Here is a 17,485-nt window from a genome sequence, read left to right on the forward strand (position 1 = left end):
CCGGTCAGAAGCTGTGCTCCGGGCCGGGGAACACCCCGCTGCGCACCTCCGCCGCGTACTCCTGGGCCGCCCGCAGCAGCTCCCCGCGCAGGTCGGCGTACTTCTTCACGAACTTCGGCACCCGGCCCCCGTTGAGGCCGGCCATGTCCGGCCACACCAGCACCTGGGCGTCGCAGTCGGGCCCGGCGCCGATGCCCACGGTGGGGACGGCGAGCTCGGCGGTGACCCGGGCGGCCACGTCGGCGGGGACCATCTCCAGGACGACGGCGAACGCGCCGGCGTCGGCGACGGCACGGGCGTCGGCCAGCACCTGGTCGGCGCCCTCGCCCCGGCCCTGCACCCGGAAACCGCCCAGGGCGTGCTCGGACTGCGGGGTGAACCCGACGTGCCCCATCACGGGGATGCCGTTCTCGCTGAGCAGCTTGACCTGCGGGGCCACCCGGGCGCCGCCTTCGAGCTTGACCGCCTGCGCCCCGCCTTCCTTCATCATCCGCACGGCGGTGGTGAAGGCCTGCTCGGGCGAGGCCTCGTAGGAGCCGAACGGCAGGTCGGCCACGACCAGCGCCCGCGACGTCGACCGGGTGACCGCCTTGGTGAACACCAGCAGGTCCTCCACCGTCACCGGCACGGTCGAGGAGTGCCCCAGCACCACGTTGCCGGCCGAGTCGCCGACCAGCAGCACCGGGATGCCGGCCTCCTCGAAGACCCGCGCGGAGTAGGTGTCGTAGGCGGTGAGCATCGACCACTTGTCGCCGGCCGCCTTGGCCGCCTGCAGGTGGTGGGTGCGCACCCGGGCGGTGGGCGAGCCCCCGCCGTAGAGGACGGACTCCGAGGCGTCCGGTGAGGGGGCGGGGGACGGGGACGACGACGGCGTGGTCACGGGGCCCATCCTGCACCCGCCACCGGGACCGCGGCCCCTGGCCGACGAGACCTGCCAGTCTCGGCACCGGAACGCTGTCGTTCCTGCACCTGGCAGGACGCCCCGATGGGTCGCTCGGGCTGCTTGTATCCCTCCACCGCCCCGCTGCGGTCGCCCGCCCGATGTCCCGAGGTCACCATGCCCGTCGTCCGTACCCGTCGTCGCGTCCCCCGCGTCGTGCTGCCCGTGGTGCTCGCCGTCGTCCTGGTGACCGGGCTGGCCGGCTGCCGGTCCGGGCTCGACACCGCCGCCACGGCGCCGGCGACCACCTCGGCGGCGCCGACGAGCCCGGCCGTGCCGGCAGCGGTCATCAGCATCGACCCCCCGCTGGGCTCGGTCGACGTGGACCCGGTCACCCCGCTGCGGGTGCTGGCCGGCCACGGCACCCTCACCTCGGTGGCGGTCACCGACGCCGGCGGCACACCGCTGGCCGGCGCGCTCGACCCCGCGGCCGGCACCTGGACCGCCAGCGAGGACCTCGGCTACGGCGACACCTACGCCGTCGCGGTGACCGCCACGGGCGCCGACGGCCGCACCACCACCGCGCGGGGCACGGTCGGCACCGTCAGCCCGCGCACGCTGACCATGCCGACGGTCTACCCGACCGCCGACACCGCGGTGGTCGGTGTCGGCCAGCCCATCTCGGTGACCTTCGACGAGGACGTCACCGACCGGGCCGCGGTCGAGCGGCGGCTCTCGGTGGTGACCACCCCGCACGTCGACGGCTCGTGGTCGTGGCTGTCCGACCGCACGGTGCACTACCGGCCCGCGGAGTTCTGGCCCGCACGCACCCACGTCGCCGTCGACGTCGACACCTACGGCGTCGACGTGGGGGACGGCATCCACGGCCAGGCCAGCAAGCACGTCGAGTTCGACATCGGGCCCAAGAAGGTGGGCGTCGTGGACGCCGGCGAGCTGACGCTGCGGCTCTACGTCGACGACCAGCTGGTGCAGACCATGCCCACGTCGCTGGGGAAGGCCTCCAGCCCCACCCCGAGCGGTACCTACGTCGTCATGCAGCAGTCGCGCCGCTACACGATGGACTCCTCCACCTACGGGGTGCCGATCGACGACCCGGCCGGGTACCGCACCGAGGTCGAGTACGCCTCGCGGTTGAGCAACTCGGGCATCTTCGTGCACGCCGCCCCGTGGTCGGTGGGGCAGCAGGGGCGCCGCAACGTCTCGCACGGCTGCCTGAACGTGTCGACGGCGGACGCGGGCTGGTTCTACTCGAACTTCGGCCGGGGCGACGTGGTCCAGGTGACCGGCGCCGGGCCGCTGCTGGCCGAGACCGACGGCTACGGCGACTGGAACGTGAGCTGGGACCAGTGGGTGGCCGGCTCGGCGCTGGCCCCCGCTGCGCGATGACCGACCCCGGGAGGGCAGGCTCCGGGGTGTCGTAACGAGACGTTCACGAGCGGAGGACAGGATGCCGACCATGGACCGCCAGCAGGAGTTCGTCCTGCGCACCCTGGAAGAGCGCGACATCCGGTTCGTCCGGCTCTGGTTCACCGACGTGTCGGGCTACCTCAAGGCCGTGGCCGTGGCGCCGGCCGAGATCGAGGCCGCGTTCGCCGAGGGCATCGGCTTCGACGGCTCGGCCATCGAGGGCTTCGCCCGGGTCTACGAGTCCGACATGCTCGCCAAGCCCGACCCGGGCACCTTCCAGGTGATGCCCTCGGCCAAGGGCGGGGCCAGCGAGACCGCCCGCATGTTCTGCGACATCACCCTGCCCGACGGCAGCCCCGCCTGGGCCGACCCGCGGCACGTGCTGCGCCGGGCGCTGGGCAAGGCCGCCGACATGGGGTTCACCTTCTACACCCACCCCGAGATCGAGTTCTTCCTGCTCAAGGACCTCCCCGACGACGGCACACCGCCGACCCCGGCCGACACCGGTGGCTACTTCGACCTCTCCACGCACAACGTGGCGCACGACTTCCGCCGCGAGGCCGTCTTCGCCCTGGAGGCGATGGGCATCTCGGTGGAGTTCAGCCACCACGAGGTCGCCCCGGGCCAGCAGGAGATCGACCTGCGCTACGCCGACGCCCTGTCCATGGCCGACAACATCATGACCCTGCGGCACGTGGTGCGGGAGGTCGCGCTGGCCCAGGGCGTGCACGCCACCTTCATGCCCAAGCCGTTCACCGACCTGGCCGGCTCGGCCATGCACACCCACCTGTCGCTGTTCGAGGGTGACCGCAACGCCTTCCACGACCCCGCCGACCCCATGCGCCTGTCGACGACCGGCAAGCAGTTCATCGCCGGGCTGCTCAAGCACGCCCGCGAGGTCACCGCGGTCACCAACCAGACGGTGAACTCCTACCGCCGCCTGCTCGCCGGCACCGAGGCCCCCACCGCCGCCACCTGGGGCAAGGCCAACCGCTCGGCGCTGGTGCGGCTGCCCTCCTACAAACCCTCCAAGGCCAACTCGGCCCGGGTCGAGGTGCGCTCGCCCGACAGCGCGTGCAACCCCTACCTCACCTTCGCCGTGCTGCTGGCCGCCGGGCTCAAGGGCATCGAGGAGGGCTACGAGCTGCCGCCGGAGGCCGAGGACGACGTCTGGTCGCTCACCGACACCGAGCGCCGCGCGGCCGGCTACGAGGACCTCCCGGTGAGCCTGGGCGAGGCGCTGACGGCGATGGAGGGCAGCGAGCTGGTGGCCGAGACCCTCGGCGAGCACGTCTTCCAGTTCTTCCTGCGCAACAAGTGGGAGGAGTTCAACTCCTACCGGCGCAACGTCACCCCCTTCGAGCTCCAGCGCTACCTGCCGGGCCTGTAGCGGTTCCATAAGCTCACGTCCGTGACTCGTCTGCTCGTCGTCGTCCCGTCCGACACCGATCCGCCGGCGCGGCTGGGCGAGTGGCTCGCGGCCGCCGGTCTCGAGCTCGACGAGCGGCACCTCGACGCCGGTGACGAGGTGCCCGCCGACCTCGCCGGGCACGACGGGCTGCTGGTGCTGGGCGGGCCGCAGTCCTCCCTCGACGAGGGCGCGACCGAGCTGGCCCCGGTGCGCGACCTGCTGGCGCAGGCGGCCGCCGACGACGTGCCGACCCTGGCGATCTGCCTGGGCGCCCAGCTGCTGGCGCAGGCCACCGGCGGCAGCACCCGGGTGCGCCCCGACGGGCCCGAGGTCGGCGCCACCCTGGTGGCCCGGCGCGACGCCGCCGAGTCCGACCCGGTGTTCGCGGGTCTGCCGCTCTCCCCCGACGTCATCGCCTGGCACCACGACGAGGTGGCGGCGCTGCCCGCCGGCGCGGTGGTGCTGGCCGCCAACCCGGTCTGCGACGTCCAGGCCTACCGGCTCGGCGCGCACGTGTACGGCCTGCAGTTCCACATCGAGACCACCCCGGAGATCGCCGCGTCCTGGGCCGCGCACGACCCGGTGGGCGTGGCCGCCAGCGGTCTGGACCTGGCCGAGGTCAGCGACCGGGCGGCGGCGGCCCACCCCGACATCGAGGCGACCTGGGCGCCGTTCGCGGAGCGGTTCGCCGCCCTCGTGCGCTCGCACGCACAGGCGTGACCGGGCCGGTCGAGGTCCCGCGCCCGGCGGTCGTGCGGCTGGTCCGGTTCGGCTTCGAGGACGGCGACAAGGCCGCGCGGCTGCTCTCCTCGCCCGAGCTCGGGCTGTGGGACCTCGCGCGCAACGAGCCGGCCGACCCCGAAGCCGCACCGGTGGTGTCGGCGCTGGCCCGGGCCGGGGACCCCGACCTGGCCCTGCTCACCCTCGCCCGGCTGGTCGAGGCCCTCGACCGCGAGGACCCCGCCGGTGAGCTGGCCGCCCAGCTGCTGGCCCGGCTTCGGGGCTCCGCCGGGCTGCGCGCGCGGTTGCTGGCCGTCCTGGGCGCCAGCGCCGGGCTCGACGACCACCTGGTGGCCCACCCCGAGGACTGGACGGTGCTCGACACCGACGACGGCCCGGCCCGGCCCACCCCGTTGTCGCTGGAGCAGCAGATGCTGCGGGCGGTCGGCGCCGACCCCGACGACCCGCCGTGGGGGGTCGGCCTGGGCACGCCCGCGCCGGACTCCGACGTCTCCCGCGTGCGCGACCTGCGCCGGGCCTACCTGCGGGCGGTCCTGGCGGTCGCCGGACGCGACCTGGGGGACGGCCTCACCGCCGACGAGGTGGCCGGCGAGCTCGCCGACCTGGCCGGTGCCGTGCTGGTCGCCGGCCTGGCCATCGCCGTGGCCGACCAGCCGCCGGGCACGACGCCGTGCCGCATCGCGGTGATCGGCCTGGGCAAGTGCGGGGGCCGCGAGCTCAACTACGTCAGCGACGTCGACGTCGTGTTCGTGGCCGAGCCCCTCGGCGGCGCCGACGGCGACGACGACGCCGCGGCCACCGCCACCGCGGCCAAGGTCTGCTCGACGCTCATGCGGGTCTGCCACGAGGCGGCCTGGGAGGTCGACGCCGCTCTGCGGCCCGAGGGCAAGGCCGGCCAGCTGGTGCGCACCCTGGCCGGGCACGTCGCCTACTACGAGCAGTGGGCCAGCACCTGGGAGTTCCAGGCGCTGCTCAAGATGCGCGGCGTGGCCGGCGACCCCGGGCTCTGCCACGAGTACGTCGATGCGCTCTGGCCCCTGGTCTGGAAGGCCGGCGACCGGCCCGGGTTCGTCGGCGAGGTGCAGGCCATGCGCCGCCGGGTCGAGTCGCTCATCCCGCCGGCGCAGGCCGGTCGTGAGCTCAAGCTGGGCCGCGGCGGCCTGCGCGACGTCGAGTTCAGCGTGCAGCTGCTGCAGCTGGTGCACGGGCGGGTCGACGCCTCCCTGCGCACCGGCGGCACGCTGCCGGGGCTGCTGGCGCTGTCGTCGGGCGGCTACGTGGGGCGCGAGGACGCCGCCACCCTCACCGCCTCCTACCGCTTCCTGCGCACCGTCGAGCACCGCCTGCAGCTGCTGCGGCTGCGCCGCACCCACCTGCTGCCCACCGACGAGGTGCAGCTGCGCTGGCTGGCCCGGTCGATGGGCTACCGGCCCGACCACCGCGGGGACGCCGTCGCCGTGCTGCGCGCCGAGCTCGCGCTGCACACCCGCGAGGTGCGCCGCATCCACGAGAAGCTGTTCTACCGGCCCCTGCTCACGGCGGTGGCCCGGGTGCCCGGTGAGCAGCTCGCGCTGGGGTCGGAGGCGGCCGGGGTCTGGTTGCGCGCCCTGGGCTTCGCCGACCCGGAGGGGGCGCTGCGGCACCTGGCCGCCCTCACCGGTGGGTTGTCCCGTTCGGCGTCGATGCAGCGCTACCTGCTGCCCGTCGTCCTGCAGACCCTCGCCGACTGCGCCGACCCCGACGCCGGGTTGCTGGCCTACCGGCGGGTCTCGGAGGCCCTGGGCGGCAACCAGTGGTACCTGCGGCTGCTGCGCGACGAGGGGCAGGTGGCCGAGCGGCTGGCCCGGCTCCTGGGGTCGTCGCAGTACGTCGCGGGCCTGCTCACCCGCACCCCCGAGGCGCTGCGGCTGCTGGCCCGCGACGAGGAGCTGAGCCCGCGACCGGCTGCTGCGCTCACCTCGGCGTGGCAGCAGTCGGTCGCCCGGGCCGCGGACGCCGCCGAGGGCGTCACCGTGCTGCGCGGCCTGCGGCGCACCGAGCTGCTGCGCATCGCGTGCGCCGACCTGCTGGGGCTGCTCGACGTCGTCGCCGTCGGCGCGGCGCTGCGCGACGTCGCCGTCGCCACCCTGCAGGCCGGGTTGAGCGCGGCCCGGCGCAGCTGGGCCGCCGAGGCCCGGGTGCCGGTGGAGGAGGTCCCGGTCGACCTCGCGGTCATCGGCATGGGCCGGCTGGGCGGGCGCGAGATGGGCTACGGGTCCGACGCCGACGTCCTGTTCGTGCACCGGGCCCGGCCCGGGCACGACGAGTCCGGGGCCGCCGGGGCAGCCAACCAGATCGCGCACACCCTGCGCCGACTGCTCTCCGAGCCCGCACCCGACCCGGCGTTCGAGGTCGACGCCAACCTGCGCCCGGAGGGCCGGCAGGGGTCGCTGTCGCGCAGCCTGTCGGCCTTCGCGGAGTACTACGAACGGTGGGTCTCGGTCTGGGAGGTGCAGGCGCTGCTGCGGGCCGAGCCGGTCGCCGGGGACGCCGAGCTCGGTCGGGAGTTCTGCGCGCTCGTCGACCCCCTCCGGTGGCCGGCGGCCGGACTGGACGACGCGCAGGTGGCCGAGATCCGGCGGATCAAGGCCCGGGTCGAGAGCGAACGGCTGCCCCGGGGGGCCGACCCCGCCACCCACACGAAGCTCGGCCGGGGCGGGCTGGCCGACGTCGAGTGGACGGTGCAGTTGCTGCAGCTGCAGCACGCCCACGACCACCCGGCCCTGCAGGTCACGGCGACCACCGAGGCGCTGGACGGGCTCGTGGCCGCCGGCCTGCTCGACCCCGACGACGCCGCGGCCCTGCGCGAGGCGTGGGAACGGGCCAGCCGTGCACGCAACGCGGTCTTCCTGGTGCGCGGCCGGCCCGGTGACCAGCTGCCCCGGCCGGGTCTCGAACTGGCGGGGGTGGCCCGGGCGAGCGGTTACCCGGCCGAGGCGGACCCGGGCGAGTTCGTCGACGACTACCGCCGCGCCACCCGGCACGCCCGTTCGGTGGTCGAACGCGTCTTCTACGGCCGCGACGCCGACCGGGGTTGAGCGCCGGGCGGCCCGGGCAGGGACGACCGGTGCCCGACGACCGCGAGCCCGCCACCATCACCCCCTACCGCGACGGCCCCCTGGTCGTGCGCGGCGACTTCCGCCTCGTCGACGCCGACGGCGTGGAGTTCGACCCCGGCCGGGACGTCGTCGCGCTGTGCCGGTGCGGCAAGTCCGGCCTCAAGCCCTTCTGCGACGGGAGCCACAAGCGCGCGGGGTTCTCGGCGCCGAGCGCGCCGCGGTCGGCGCGGCCCAGCAGCCGGCTGGCCGCCCTCGAGGAGGAGGAGCGGCCGGCCGGCTGACGGGTCAGGCCGGGACGGGGGTGCGGGCGCGCAGCGCCGACCGCCCGGCGGTCCACTCCTGCAGGACGTGGGCCCCGGCGCGCGCCTCCAGCTCGAGCGCCACGGCCGCGCCGAACAGCACGGCGGGGTGCAGCGCGGGCTCGTCGGCCACGAGTGACCCGCACATGTCGACCGAGGCCACCTGCTCGTGCACGGCGTCGGCCTCCACGTGCTCGTCGTAGAAGAGCGTCGCGTCCTCGCCCTTGCCCAGGCGGCGCAGCCCCGAGGCGTAGCGGCGGCTGGGTGCGGTCGAGGTCATCTCGATCAGCGCGAGGTGACCGACGACCGCGCCGCGGTGCCGGCGGTGCAGACCCAGGAAGCTCATGGCGTTCAGCGTGGCCAGGACCTCGGCCGGCGCGGTGTCGACGTGCGCACCGTGGGTGTCGTCGAGGTCGAAGGCACGCATGAGGCGGGCGAACAGCGCCGAGTGCATGCGCACGGGGGAGCCGCCGCCGTACTCGTCGGCCTGGATCTCCACCAGCGCGGCCTTGGCCCGACCCGCGATGCGCGGGATGGCCCAGGTGTGCGGATCGGCCTCCTTCAGGTGGTAGACCGACCGGAGGGTGAGGAACTCGGCCCACTGGGTCTCGTCGGCGCGCTTGGCGAGGTGCTCGGAGAGCGAGGGGCCGTCGTCGGCGGCGACCATCGCGGCCAGCTGCCGGTCCACCGGCTCGCCGTCGACGGCCCAGGAGCGCACCCACGGGTCGGCCGCCTCGCGCAGGGCGGTCTCGAAGGCCTGCTCCAGGACGGCCCGCAGGCCCAGCAGCTGCGGGTCCCACTCCCAGCGGTCGTCGACCTCGGGGAACCCGCGGTAGTGCAGCTCGTAGCAGGTGTAGAGCGCCAGCTGGAGGTCGTCGTCGGCCAGCGGCACGGGGGTCGCGGCGGTCTGGTCGGCCAGCGCGAGGGTGCTGGGTCGCAAGGCGCCCGCGACGAGGTCGGTCAGGAGGGCGTCGGTCAGCGGGCCACGCGGTTCGGGGAGGGGCACCGTCGTCCCATGCCCGCGGGCGAGGGGTCCAGAACCTCAGGGGCCGGTGCGGACGGGTCCGGCGGGCAGATCCGGTTCAGCAGGCAGCTCGGGAGGGGGTTCAGGAGGCGAGGCGGAGGGCGCGGCGCTCCGACCGGGCCCACACGCCGAACCGCTCGTCCACCAGCGCCTCGGTCAGGCAGTCGCCCTGGAGCCGGCAACGACCCGCGCACCCGCAGCCCTCGACGTCGTCGAGCTCGGGGCGGTGGGCGTGGGCAGTGGTGCGGGTCATCGGTAGCTCCTCGTGTTCGTGCTGGCACTCGAAGTTACATCGAGGGGATTTGTCGATTCGTCGGCAAACGGTGACCAAGCCGTACCGACATGCGGTCAGCTCCCGCCACCAGCGTGGACGCGTCGCCGTGGCGCCGTCCACGCGTCGTCCCGGGCGTCGTCGGAGCGCCGCCCCACGGGGCCGCGGGACGACGACGGCCCCCGACCTCGGTGGAGGTCGGGGGCCGTCGGGTGCCGGTGGCTCAGATGTCGTAGTACATCGCGAACTCGTGCGGGTGCGGGCGCAGACGGATCGGGGTGATCTCGTTGTCGCGCTTGTACTCGATCCAGGTCTCGATCAGGTCGGGGGTGAACACGCCACCGTCGAGCAGGTAGTCGTGGTCGACCTCGAGCCGGTCGAGGACGGCGTCCAGCGACGCGGGCACCTTGTCGATGCCCAGGGCCTCCTCGGGGGGCAGCTCGTAGAGGTCCTTGTCGACCGGCGCCGGGGGCTCGATCTTGTTCTTGATGCCGTCGAGGCCGGCCATCATCATCGCGGAGAACGCGAGGTAGGGGTTGGCCGACGGGTCGGGCACGCGGAACTCGATGCGCTTGGCCTTCGGGTTGTCGCCCGAGATCGGGATGCGGCAGCAGGCCGAGCGGTTGCGCGCGGAGTACACGAGGTTGATCGGGGCCTCGAAGCCGGGCACCAGGCGGTGGTAGCTGTTCACCGTGGGGTTGGTGAAGGCCAGCAGCGACGGGGCGTGCTTGAGCAGACCACCGATGTAGTGGCGGGCCATGTCCGACAGACCGGCGTAGCCGGTCTCGGCGGCGAAGAGCGGCTGGCCGTCCTTCCACAGCGACTGGTGGCAGTGCATGCCCGACCCGTTGTCGCCGAACAGCGGCTTGGGCATGAAGGTGGCGGTCTTGCCGTGCGCCCAGGCGGTGTTCTTGATGATGTACTTGAACAGCATGAGGCTGTCGGCCGAGCGCAGCAGGGTGTCGAACTTGTAGTTGATCTCGGCCTGGCCGCCGGTGCCCACCTCGTGGTGGCCACGCTCGAGCTCCAGCCCCGCGTTGGCGAGGTTGCTCATCATGGCCGCGCGCAGGTCGCTGTAGTGGTCGTAGGGCTCGACCGGGAAGTAGCCGCCCTTCAGGCGGGTCTTGTAGCCCAGGTTCGGGCCGACGCCGTTCTCGCCGGTCAGCGAGCCGGAGTTCCAGGCACCCTCGACCGAGTCGATGTGGTAGTAGCCCTCGTTCACGCCGGTGTCGTGGCGGACCGAGTCGAAGATGTAGAACTCGGCCTCGGGGCCGAAGTAGGCGGTGTCGGCGATGCCGGAGCTGGCCAGGTAGGCCTCGGCCTTCTTCGCCACGTTGCGCGGGTCGCGCGAGTAGGCCTCGCGGGTGATCGGGTCGTGGATGAAGAAGTTGACGTTCAGCGTCTTGTAGGTGCGGAACGGGTCCACGAAGGCGCTGTTGGCGTCGGGCAGCAGGAGCATGTCCGACTCGTTGATGGCCTGGAAGCCGCGGATCGAGGACCCGTCGAAGCCGAGCCCGTCGGAGAAGGTGTCCTCGCCGAAGGTCTCCGCCGGGATGGTGAAGTGCTGCATGACGCCGGGGAGGTCGCAGAACCGGACGTCGACGAACTTGACGTCGTTGTCCTTGATGTACTTCGTGACCTCGTCGGGAGAGTTGAACATCGATCCTCCGGGAGTGGGCGGGCGGCCGACAGGCACGCTAGGAGCGGGCGGTTGCCCCCCGGTGTCCCGCATGTTTCCGTGCGGTAACACCGGCCCCGGCGTGTCGTCACTACCCTGACGGCATGGTCAGGGACGGGTCCTCACCCTCTCAGGGGCGCGCGCGGGGGGCGGCACTGGGGCTGCCGGCCGACGGGCCGGGGTCCATCGCGCCGTTCGGCACCCGGGCGGTCGCCTTCGTCGTGGACGCCGTGCTGTCCGCCGTCGTCGCGGCCGCCGTGGTGCAGGGCATCCCGCAGAACTGGAGCCTGCTCTCGTTCGGCCTCATCACCGTGGCGTCGCTGGTGCTGGTCGGCCGGACGCCCGGCCAGGCACTGCTCAAGCTGCAGCTGGCCCACCCGCGCCAGGGCGAGCGGGTGGCCCTGTGGCGGGCCGTGGTCCGCACCGGGCTGTTGATGCTGCTGGTGCCGGCCCTGGTGGTGGACGGCGACGGGCGCGGGCTGCACGACCGGCTGACCTCCACCGCCGTCATCCGGTCGGTCTGACCCCACGCGCGTGGTGACCCACCCGCCGCGGTGGGGCGGGTAGGTCGGCGGTCAGCGGCGCGCCGCAGCCACGGCCTCGGCCAGCCGCCGGACGCCGGAGTCGACGTCGCCCACCTGCACGGCGGAGTAGGCCAGCCGGAAGGAGTTCTCGCCGCCCTCCAGGAGGAAGTCGGTGCCCGGCACGATGGCCACGCCGCGGTCGGCGGCCTCGGCCACGATGCGGGCGACGTCGTGGCCCTCGTCCGCTGGCAGCGACACCCACAGGAAGTAGCCGCCCTCCGGCCGCCGGAACGACGCCTGCGGCAGGTGCTCCCGCAGGGCCCGGTCGAGCTCTGCGACCCGCTCGCCGAGGGCGCTCTTCACCCGCTCCAGCGCGGTCGGGAACCGGGACCCGGTGAGGTAGGCGTGCACGATGCCCTGCGCGACCATGTTCGGCGCGATGTAGGTCCCCGTGGCGCGGACGCGGACCCGGTCGATGATCGCCGGCGGCCCCACCAGGTACCCCACCCGGATGCCCGGGCAGATGGTCTTGGAGAACGAGCAGGCGTAGACCACGTGCTCGCTGCCCGCTCCGCCGTCGAGCTCGAGCATGCGGGGGAGAGGCTCGCCGCTGAAGCGCACGTCGACGTAGGGGTCGTCCTCGAACACGACGAAGTCGTGCTCCCGGGCCAGCTCCAGCAGCCGCTCGCGCTTGGCGCGGGACAGCGTGTAGCCCGCCGGGTTCTGGAAGGTGGGGATGACGTGCACCAGCGATGGCCGCACGCCGTCGGCCAGCAGCGCGGCGACCTCCTCGACGGCGATGCCGTCCTCCTCAAGCGTCACCAGCCGGACGTCGGCGCCGCGCTCGCGCAGCCCCAGCAGCGTGCGGTCGTAGGTGGGGCGCTCGGCCAGCACCGTGGTGCCGGGGGTCACCAGCTCGTCGAACAGGAACGCGTCGGCCTGCATCGAGCCGTTGGTCACCAGGACGTGCTCGACGGGGACGTCGTGCTTGGCGGCGATCCAGGCCCGCAGCGGCAGGTAGCCCACCGCCGTGCCGTAGCCGGTGAGCCCGGCCGGGTCGGCGGCGAACGCGTCGTGGGCAGCCTGCTGCAGACCCTCGACGTCGACGATGTCGACCGAGGGCGCCCCCCGGGCGAAGGACACCGGGCGCACGGCGGCGTCCTGCACGTCGGCGCTCACCGGCGGCGCATCTGACGCTGGCTGACCGTCATCTGGCGACCGCCCGGCATCGGCCCGCCGGGGATGGGCATGCGGGCGCCGCCGAGGGCGGCCATGCGCTTGCCGAGGCTGTTGACCTCGGCGCCGTCGAGGTTGCGCGGCAGCTTCATCACGTGCGAGGACAGCTTCTTCAGGGGCACCTGGCCCTCGGCGTCACCGACGGTGATGTCGTAGATCGGGGTGTCGCCGACCACCTTGGCGATGCGGCGCTTCTCCTGCGCGATGAGTGGCCGCACCCGCTGCGGTGCGCCCTCGGCGACCAGGATGATGCCGGGGCGGCCCAGCACGCGGTGCACGGCGTCCAGCTGCGGGGTGCCGGCCACGCCGGAGGACACCCGCCAGTCGCCCCGCATGCCCTCGAGCACCCAGGCCGCGGCGCCGGGCTGGCCCTCCACCTGGCGGTAGGCCGAACCCTGCGCGCGGCGGCTGAACACCACCAGCGCGGCCAGCAGGCCCAGCAGGACGGCGATGGGCAGGAACAGCAGGGGCGCGTTGAACAGGATCGCGACCAGCTCGACGACCGCGGCCACCACCACGAAGGCGATGAGCATGACCCAGGGCAGCTTCGGGTCGTTCTTCCGGGTGAGCGTGTAGGCCTGCTTGATCTGGCCCAGCGAGGTCGTGAACTTCTTCCAGCGACCGACCTTGGGCTTGCCGTCCTTGCCCAGCTTCGCCTTCTCGCCCTTGCCGGCGGCGGTGGCGCCCTTGCCGGTCTTCGTCGACGGGGGAGGGGACGCGTCTGCGGGCTTGCTGCGGGCCATGGCCTGAGGATACGGCCCCGCACCGACAGACCGTGCCGGTGCGGGACCGTCTCAGACGGCCGGCGTCAGCCCCCGTGCCGCGACGGCCTGCTGGTAGAGCCGGCCCGCGCGGTAGGAGCTGCGCACCAGCGGGCCGGCCAGCACGCCCGGGAAGCCGATCTCCTCGGCCTGCGCTGCGAAGTCGACGAACTCCTGCGGCTTGACCCAGCGGACGACGGGGTGGTGCCGGGGGCTGGGGCGCAGGTACTGGGTGATGGTCAGCAGGTCGCAACCGGCGTCGTGCAGGGCCTGCATGGTCTCGGTGACCTCGTGCGGCTCCTCGCCCATGCCCAGGATGAGGTTGGACTTGGTGACCAGGCCGGCCTCGCGGGCGGCGGTGATGACCGCCAGCGACCGCTCGAACCGGAAGCCCGGGCGGATGCGCTTGAAGATGCGCGGCACGGTCTCGACGTTGTGGGCGAGCACTTCGGGCCGGGAGGAGAAGACCTCGGCGAGCTGGTCGGGGTCGGCGTTGAAGTCGGGGATGAGCAGCTCGACGCCGCACCCGGGCACGGCCGCGTGGATCTGGCGGACGGTCTCGGCGTACAGCCAGGCGCCGCCGTCGGGCAGGTCGTCGCGGGCGACCCCGGTGACGGTGGCGTACTTCAGCGCCATGGTGGCGACGCTCTCGGCCACACGGCGGGGCTCGTCGCGGTCGAAGTCGGCGGGCTTGCCGGTGTCGATCTGGCAGAAGTCGCACCGGCGGGTGCACTGGTCGCCGCCGATGAGGAACGTGGCCTCGCGGTCCTCCCAGCACTCGTAGATGTTGGGGCAGCCCGCCTCCTCGCACACGGTGTGCAGGCCCTCGCGCTTGACCAGCGACCTGAGCTCGGTGTACTCGGGCCCGGTCTTGAGCCGCGTCTTGATCCAGTCGGGTTTGCGCTCGATCGGGGTCTGGGAGTTGCGGACCTCCAGGCGCAGCAGCTTGCGGCCGGCCGGCTCGATCGTGGCGCTCATGATCCCCAAGGTACGCGCCGAGGGGGCGCCCCGGCGGTCGGCCGGGACGCCCCCTCGGGGAGCGGTGCTGCTGGTCGCAGCGGGTGGCTACTGGTCGCCGTCGCGGCCGAGCGGGGGCTTGTCGAGCGTCTCCTCCGACGGCACGTGGTTGACCTGCGGGGCGGCGTCGGGCGACTCCGACTGCGTGTCGTGGTGCTTGCCGTCGCGCCAGCCGAGGTCGGTGCTCTTCGGGGTCGCGTCACCGGGGGCGTCCTCGGCGGTGGACACGGCCGCGCCGCCGTCGGTGGGCTCGACCGTGGGGTCGGCGGGGGTCTCGGCGGGGGTGTCGGAGCTGCTGGGCACGGGGTCCTCCCGGTAGGTGGGCACCGGCCCGTCGCCGGTGGGAGCGGGGGTCCACGGGTCGTCGGCCGCGGTGGCCCGGCGGACGACGGCGAACGCAGCACCGCCGACGCCCAGGGCCAGCAGCAGCCACGGCCACCGGCGAGGCTTCTTCTCCACGCCGACGCGCTGGGCCAGGTCGTGCGTGGTCGCCGCGGTCTGCTTGCGGGTGTCGCGGGCCGCCTTCTGCGCGGCCTTGGCCAGCTCCCGGCGCCGCTTCTCGGCCTTCTTCGACAGCTTGTCGGCCTTCTTGGTTACGGTCTTGCGGTTGCTCTCGGCGGCCGACCGCAGCTCGGCGACCCGGGCAGCAGCCAGGTCGCGGGCGGCCTCGGCGGCCGAGACCGCGTCGGACCGGCCGGCCTTCGCCTGCTTCTTCACGGCCTTGGCCTGCGCGGCGGCATCCTTCTGCAGCTGCGCGGAGCGCTTCGCGGCCTGCTTGCGCGCGGTGCGGGTGCGCTTGCCGCCCTCCTCGGCGGCCGCGGCCACGGTGCCACCGGCTGCGGCGGCGGCCGAGGCCAGCTCGGCACGACGGTGCTCGAGCTCACCGCGGGCGGTCTCCAGGCTCGCGACGACGGTCCCGCGGGCGTTGTGCAGCGCGGGGGCGGCGGCGTCGCGGACGGCCTCCAGGCGCGGGCCGACCGCTGCCTGCACCCGCGGCGCGACGTCCTTCTCCAGCGTCTTCTGCGCGCTCTTGGCCGCCTCGGCCAGGCGGGGGGCGGCGGTGTCGCGAGCCTCGACCAGCTTCGGACCGGCCGTGGCGACGGCGGTGGCCACCCCGGCAGCCGCGGCGTCGCGGGCTGCCTCCAGCCGGGGGACGACGTCCTTCTCGTAGACCTTCTGCGCGTTCTTCAGCTGCGGGGCCAGGGACTTCTGCGCGGCCTCCAGGCGCGGCTCGAGCGCGTCGCGGGCCGCCTCGAGCCGCGGCGACACCGCAGCGACCGCGGCCTCGAGGCGGGGGGCGACGTCCTTCTCGAGCGTCTTCTGCGCGGACTTCGCGGCTGCCTCGTAGCGCGGCCCGAGGTGCTCGGCAGTGGCCCGGCCCGCCTCGTTGACCGCCGAACCGAAGTGCGCGAGGCCCTCCTGCAGTTCTGCGCCGATGACCTGGGCATGGCTCTTCTTGCGGAACACGAACGCACCTCCGAGTTGATCGTCTCGGCGGCCATCCTGCCCGCAACGTGGGCTGCCCACACCCTGAACTCCCGAGGGTGTGACCTGCGGCGCGGTGCCGGACCTGCCAGCCTGGCCGCATGCAGCTGCGCGTGTTCACCGAGCCCCAGCAGGGCGCCACCTACGACGACCTGCTCGCCGTGGCCCGCCGGGCCGAGGAGACCGGGTTCGACGCCTTCTTCCGCTCCGACCACTACCTGGCCATGGGCGGGGACGGGCTGCCCGGCCCCACCGACGCATGGGTCACCCTCGCCGGCCTGGCGCGGGAGACCAGCACCATCCGGCTGGGCACCCTCATGACGGCCGGTACCTTCCGGCTGCCCGGGCCGCTGGCGATCTCGGTGGCCCAGGTGGACCAGATGAGCGGCGGCCGGGTCGAGCTCGGGCTGGGGTCGGGGTGGTTAGAGGCCGAGCACTCCGCGTACGGCATCCCGTTCCCGGCGCTGGGCGAGCGGTTCGACCGGTACGCCGAGCAGCTGGCCGTGGTCACCGGCCTCTGGTCGACGCCGGTCGGGGAGACCTTCTCCTTCGCCGGTCAGCACTACACGGTCACCGACTCCCCGGCGTTGCCCAAGCCGGTCCAGGCCGGGGGCATCCCGGTGCTCGTCGGAGGACGCGGTGCGCAGCGCACCCCGGCACTGGCGGCGCGGTACGCCAGCGAGTTCAACACCCCGTTCACCTCGGCCGCCGATGCGGCCGGGCTCTTCGACCGGGTGCGCACGGCCTGCTCGGACGTCGGGCGCGACCCGGCGACCATGACGCTCAGCTCCGCGCTGGTGCTCTGCGTCGGGGCCTCCGACGCCGAGCTGACCCGCCGGGCGGCGGCCATCGGCCGCGACCTGGACGAGCTGGTGGCGAACGGGGTCGCCGGGTCGCCGGCCCAGGCGGTGGACACCCTGGGCCGGTTCGCCGAGGCCGGGGCCACCCGGGTCTACCTGCAGGTGCTCGACCTGGCCGACCTGGACCACCTCGACCTCGTCGCCGCCGAGGTGGCCCCGCAGCTCGGGTAGCGGTCAGGGGGTCCAGCCGGGGTCGCGGCCCAGCCAGGCCACCAGTTGCTCGAGCGGGGTGGCGTCGGCCGGGGCGGGCACCTCGTCGCCGAACGGGAACTCGGCGGGGCGGACCCCCGGCGGGAGGATCCGTCGGGACGGCGCCGCCCCGGCGGCCACCACCTCGTCGGCCACCTCGACCCGACGGCCGAGGGCGACGCCGAGGTCCCAGGCGTGGGTGAGCACCTCGCCGGTGTAGGTGGCCAGCAGCGCGCGACCGGGCATCGGGCCGGCCGGGTGGGTCAGGGTGCGGTCGAGCAGGTCGGGGTCGGACCAGACGGCGAGGGCGTCGTCGGCGGCGTCGGTCAGCGCGGCGTCGACGTCGGGGACGTCGGTGGTGACGTGCGGCAGTTCGAACGGCGCGCCGCCGCGGCCGACGTGGGCCACCCGGCGGAGGACGGCCAGGAGGTGGCCGCGCAGCGTGGCCACGTCGAACTCCGCGCAGGGGGTGGGCCGGTGCAGGTCGTCGGCCGGCACGTGCTGGGCCACCGGGAGGGCGGCGTGGACGGCGGCGGTGAAGGCGGGGCGGGGGTCGGTGTCGGTCATGCACCCACCATCGCGG

The 17,485-nt window shown here is 74.1% G+C and carries 16 protein-coding genes; 7 read left to right on the plus strand and 9 right to left on the minus strand.

What is annotated here, in order from left to right; genetic code table 11:
* Positions 1-4 precede the first annotated feature (4 nt).
* The gene (gene panB / locus TEK04_RS09275) at positions 5-880 is read right to left on the minus strand and encodes a 3-methyl-2-oxobutanoate hydroxymethyltransferase (protein ID WP_336404049.1); all 876 of its coding nucleotides are present in this window, start codon (positions 878-880) and stop codon (positions 5-7) included.
* Between the two features lie 177 nt (positions 881-1,057).
* Here panB and TEK04_RS09280 point away from each other — a divergent pair, with 177 nt between their 5' ends.
* From TEK04_RS09280 to TEK04_RS09300, 5 genes are all read left to right on the plus strand, one after another.
* Positions 1,058-2,287: a L,D-transpeptidase gene (locus TEK04_RS09280; protein ID WP_336404050.1), complete on the plus strand. Its 1,230-nt coding sequence runs from the start codon at positions 1,058-1,060 to the stop codon at positions 2,285-2,287.
* A gap of 70 nt (positions 2,288-2,357) precedes the next feature.
* Positions 2,358-3,698 (plus strand): glutamine synthetase family protein, encoded by a 1,341-nt coding sequence (locus tag TEK04_RS09285; protein WP_336404051.1) that lies wholly within the window; start codon positions 2,358-2,360, stop codon positions 3,696-3,698.
* Positions 3,699-3,719: 21 nt separating this feature from the next.
* On the plus strand, positions 3,720-4,439 hold the full coding sequence (locus TEK04_RS09290; RefSeq protein WP_336404052.1) for a type 1 glutamine amidotransferase: 720 nt from the start codon (positions 3,720-3,722) through the stop codon (positions 4,437-4,439).
* Positions 4,436-7,537: a bifunctional [glutamine synthetase] adenylyltransferase/[glutamine synthetase]-adenylyl-L-tyrosine phosphorylase gene (locus TEK04_RS09295; RefSeq protein WP_336404053.1), complete on the plus strand. Its 3,102-nt coding sequence runs from the start codon at positions 4,436-4,438 to the stop codon at positions 7,535-7,537. The genes TEK04_RS09290 and TEK04_RS09295 overlap by 4 nt, the downstream gene beginning before the upstream one ends.
* Positions 7,538-7,566: 29 nt before the next feature.
* Positions 7,567-7,839 (plus strand): CDGSH iron-sulfur domain-containing protein, encoded by a 273-nt coding sequence (locus TEK04_RS09300; RefSeq protein ID WP_336404054.1) that lies wholly within the window; start codon positions 7,567-7,569, stop codon positions 7,837-7,839.
* Positions 7,840-7,843: 4 nt separating this feature from the next.
* Here the strand turns inward: TEK04_RS09300 and TEK04_RS09305 are convergent, their stop codons facing one another.
* The 3 genes from TEK04_RS09305 to glnA form a co-directional block, all read right to left on the minus strand.
* Entirely contained in the window at positions 7,844-8,863 is a 1,020-nt protein-coding gene (locus TEK04_RS09305) for an iron-containing redox enzyme family protein (protein WP_336404055.1), read from the minus strand.
* A 100-nt stretch (positions 8,864-8,963) separates the two neighbouring features.
* Complete coding sequence (locus TEK04_RS09310) at positions 8,964-9,134, minus strand: hypothetical protein (protein WP_336404056.1); 171 nt, start codon at positions 9,132-9,134, stop codon at positions 8,964-8,966.
* Positions 9,135-9,375: 241 nt separating this feature from the next.
* On the minus strand, positions 9,376-10,812 hold the full coding sequence (glnA, locus tag TEK04_RS09315; RefSeq protein WP_336404057.1) for a type I glutamate--ammonia ligase: 1,437 nt from the start codon (positions 10,810-10,812) through the stop codon (positions 9,376-9,378).
* A 122-nt stretch (positions 10,813-10,934) separates the two neighbouring features.
* On the opposite strand from glnA, the gene TEK04_RS09320 reads away from it, so the two are divergent.
* Positions 10,935-11,354 (plus strand): RDD family protein, encoded by a 420-nt coding sequence (locus TEK04_RS09320; RefSeq protein ID WP_336404058.1) that lies wholly within the window; start codon positions 10,935-10,937, stop codon positions 11,352-11,354.
* A gap of 51 nt (positions 11,355-11,405) precedes the next feature.
* Here the strand turns inward: TEK04_RS09320 and TEK04_RS09325 are convergent, their stop codons facing one another.
* The 4 genes from TEK04_RS09325 to TEK04_RS09340 form a co-directional block, all read right to left on the minus strand.
* The gene (locus TEK04_RS09325; protein WP_336404059.1) at positions 11,406-12,533 is read right to left on the minus strand and encodes an aminotransferase-like domain-containing protein; all 1,128 of its coding nucleotides are present in this window, start codon (positions 12,531-12,533) and stop codon (positions 11,406-11,408) included.
* On the minus strand, positions 12,530-13,333 hold the full coding sequence (locus tag TEK04_RS09330) for a DUF4191 domain-containing protein (RefSeq protein ID WP_336404060.1): 804 nt from the start codon (positions 13,331-13,333) through the stop codon (positions 12,530-12,532). The genes TEK04_RS09325 and TEK04_RS09330 overlap by 4 nt, the downstream gene beginning before the upstream one ends.
* 51 nt (positions 13,334-13,384) lie before the next feature.
* Entirely contained in the window at positions 13,385-14,329 is a 945-nt protein-coding gene (gene lipA / locus TEK04_RS09335; RefSeq protein ID WP_336404061.1) for a lipoyl synthase, read from the minus strand.
* Positions 14,330-14,416: 87 nt separating this feature from the next.
* Positions 14,417-15,835, minus strand: coding sequence for a hypothetical protein (locus TEK04_RS09340; RefSeq protein ID WP_336404062.1), 1,419 nt, complete (start codon positions 15,833-15,835; stop codon positions 14,417-14,419).
* 119 nt (positions 15,836-15,954) lie between these two features.
* On the opposite strand from TEK04_RS09340, the gene TEK04_RS09345 reads away from it, so the two are divergent.
* Positions 15,955-16,884 carry an LLM class F420-dependent oxidoreductase gene (locus tag TEK04_RS09345; RefSeq protein ID WP_336404063.1) on the plus strand — a complete coding sequence of 310 codons (930 nt, stop codon included), beginning with the start codon at positions 15,955-15,957 and terminating at the stop codon, positions 16,882-16,884.
* A 3-nt stretch (positions 16,885-16,887) separates the two neighbouring features.
* Here the strand turns inward: TEK04_RS09345 and TEK04_RS09350 are convergent, their stop codons facing one another.
* Positions 16,888-17,469, minus strand: coding sequence for a TIGR03086 family metal-binding protein (locus tag TEK04_RS09350; protein WP_336404064.1), 582 nt, complete (start codon positions 17,467-17,469; stop codon positions 16,888-16,890).
* Positions 17,470-17,485: the final 16 nt, after the last annotated feature.

It is taken from the genome of Klenkia sesuvii (genome assembly GCF_037083825.1).
In the GTDB taxonomy this organism is placed as follows: domain Bacteria; phylum Actinomycetota; class Actinomycetes; order Mycobacteriales; family Geodermatophilaceae; genus Klenkia; species Klenkia sesuvii.

Coding starts and splice junctions, on each gene's coding strand:
- TEK04_RS09280 (WP_336404050.1), top strand. CDS start 1,058: ATGCCCGTCGTCCGTACCCGTCGTCGCGTCCCCCGCGTCGTGCTGCCC.
- TEK04_RS09285 (WP_336404051.1), top strand. CDS start 2,358: ATGGACCGCCAGCAGGAGTTCGTCCTGCGCACCCTGGAAGAGCGCGAC.
- TEK04_RS09310 (WP_336404056.1), bottom strand. CDS start 9,134: ATGACCCGCACCACTGCCCACGCCCACCGCCCCGAGCTCGACGACGTC.
- glnA (WP_336404057.1), bottom strand. CDS start 10,812: ATGTTCAACTCTCCCGACGAGGTCACGAAGTACATCAAGGACAACGAC.
- TEK04_RS09320 (WP_336404058.1), top strand. CDS start 10,935: ATGGTCAGGGACGGGTCCTCACCCTCTCAGGGGCGCGCGCGGGGGGCG.
- TEK04_RS09330 (WP_336404060.1), bottom strand. CDS start 13,333: ATGGCCCGCAGCAAGCCCGCAGACGCGTCCCCTCCCCCGTCGACGAAG.
- lipA (WP_336404061.1), bottom strand. CDS start 14,329: ATGAGCGCCACGATCGAGCCGGCCGGCCGCAAGCTGCTGCGCCTGGAG.
- TEK04_RS09345 (WP_336404063.1), top strand. CDS start 15,955: ATGCAGCTGCGCGTGTTCACCGAGCCCCAGCAGGGCGCCACCTACGAC.
- TEK04_RS09350 (WP_336404064.1), bottom strand. CDS start 17,469: ATGACCGACACCGACCCCCGCCCCGCCTTCACCGCCGCCGTCCACGCC.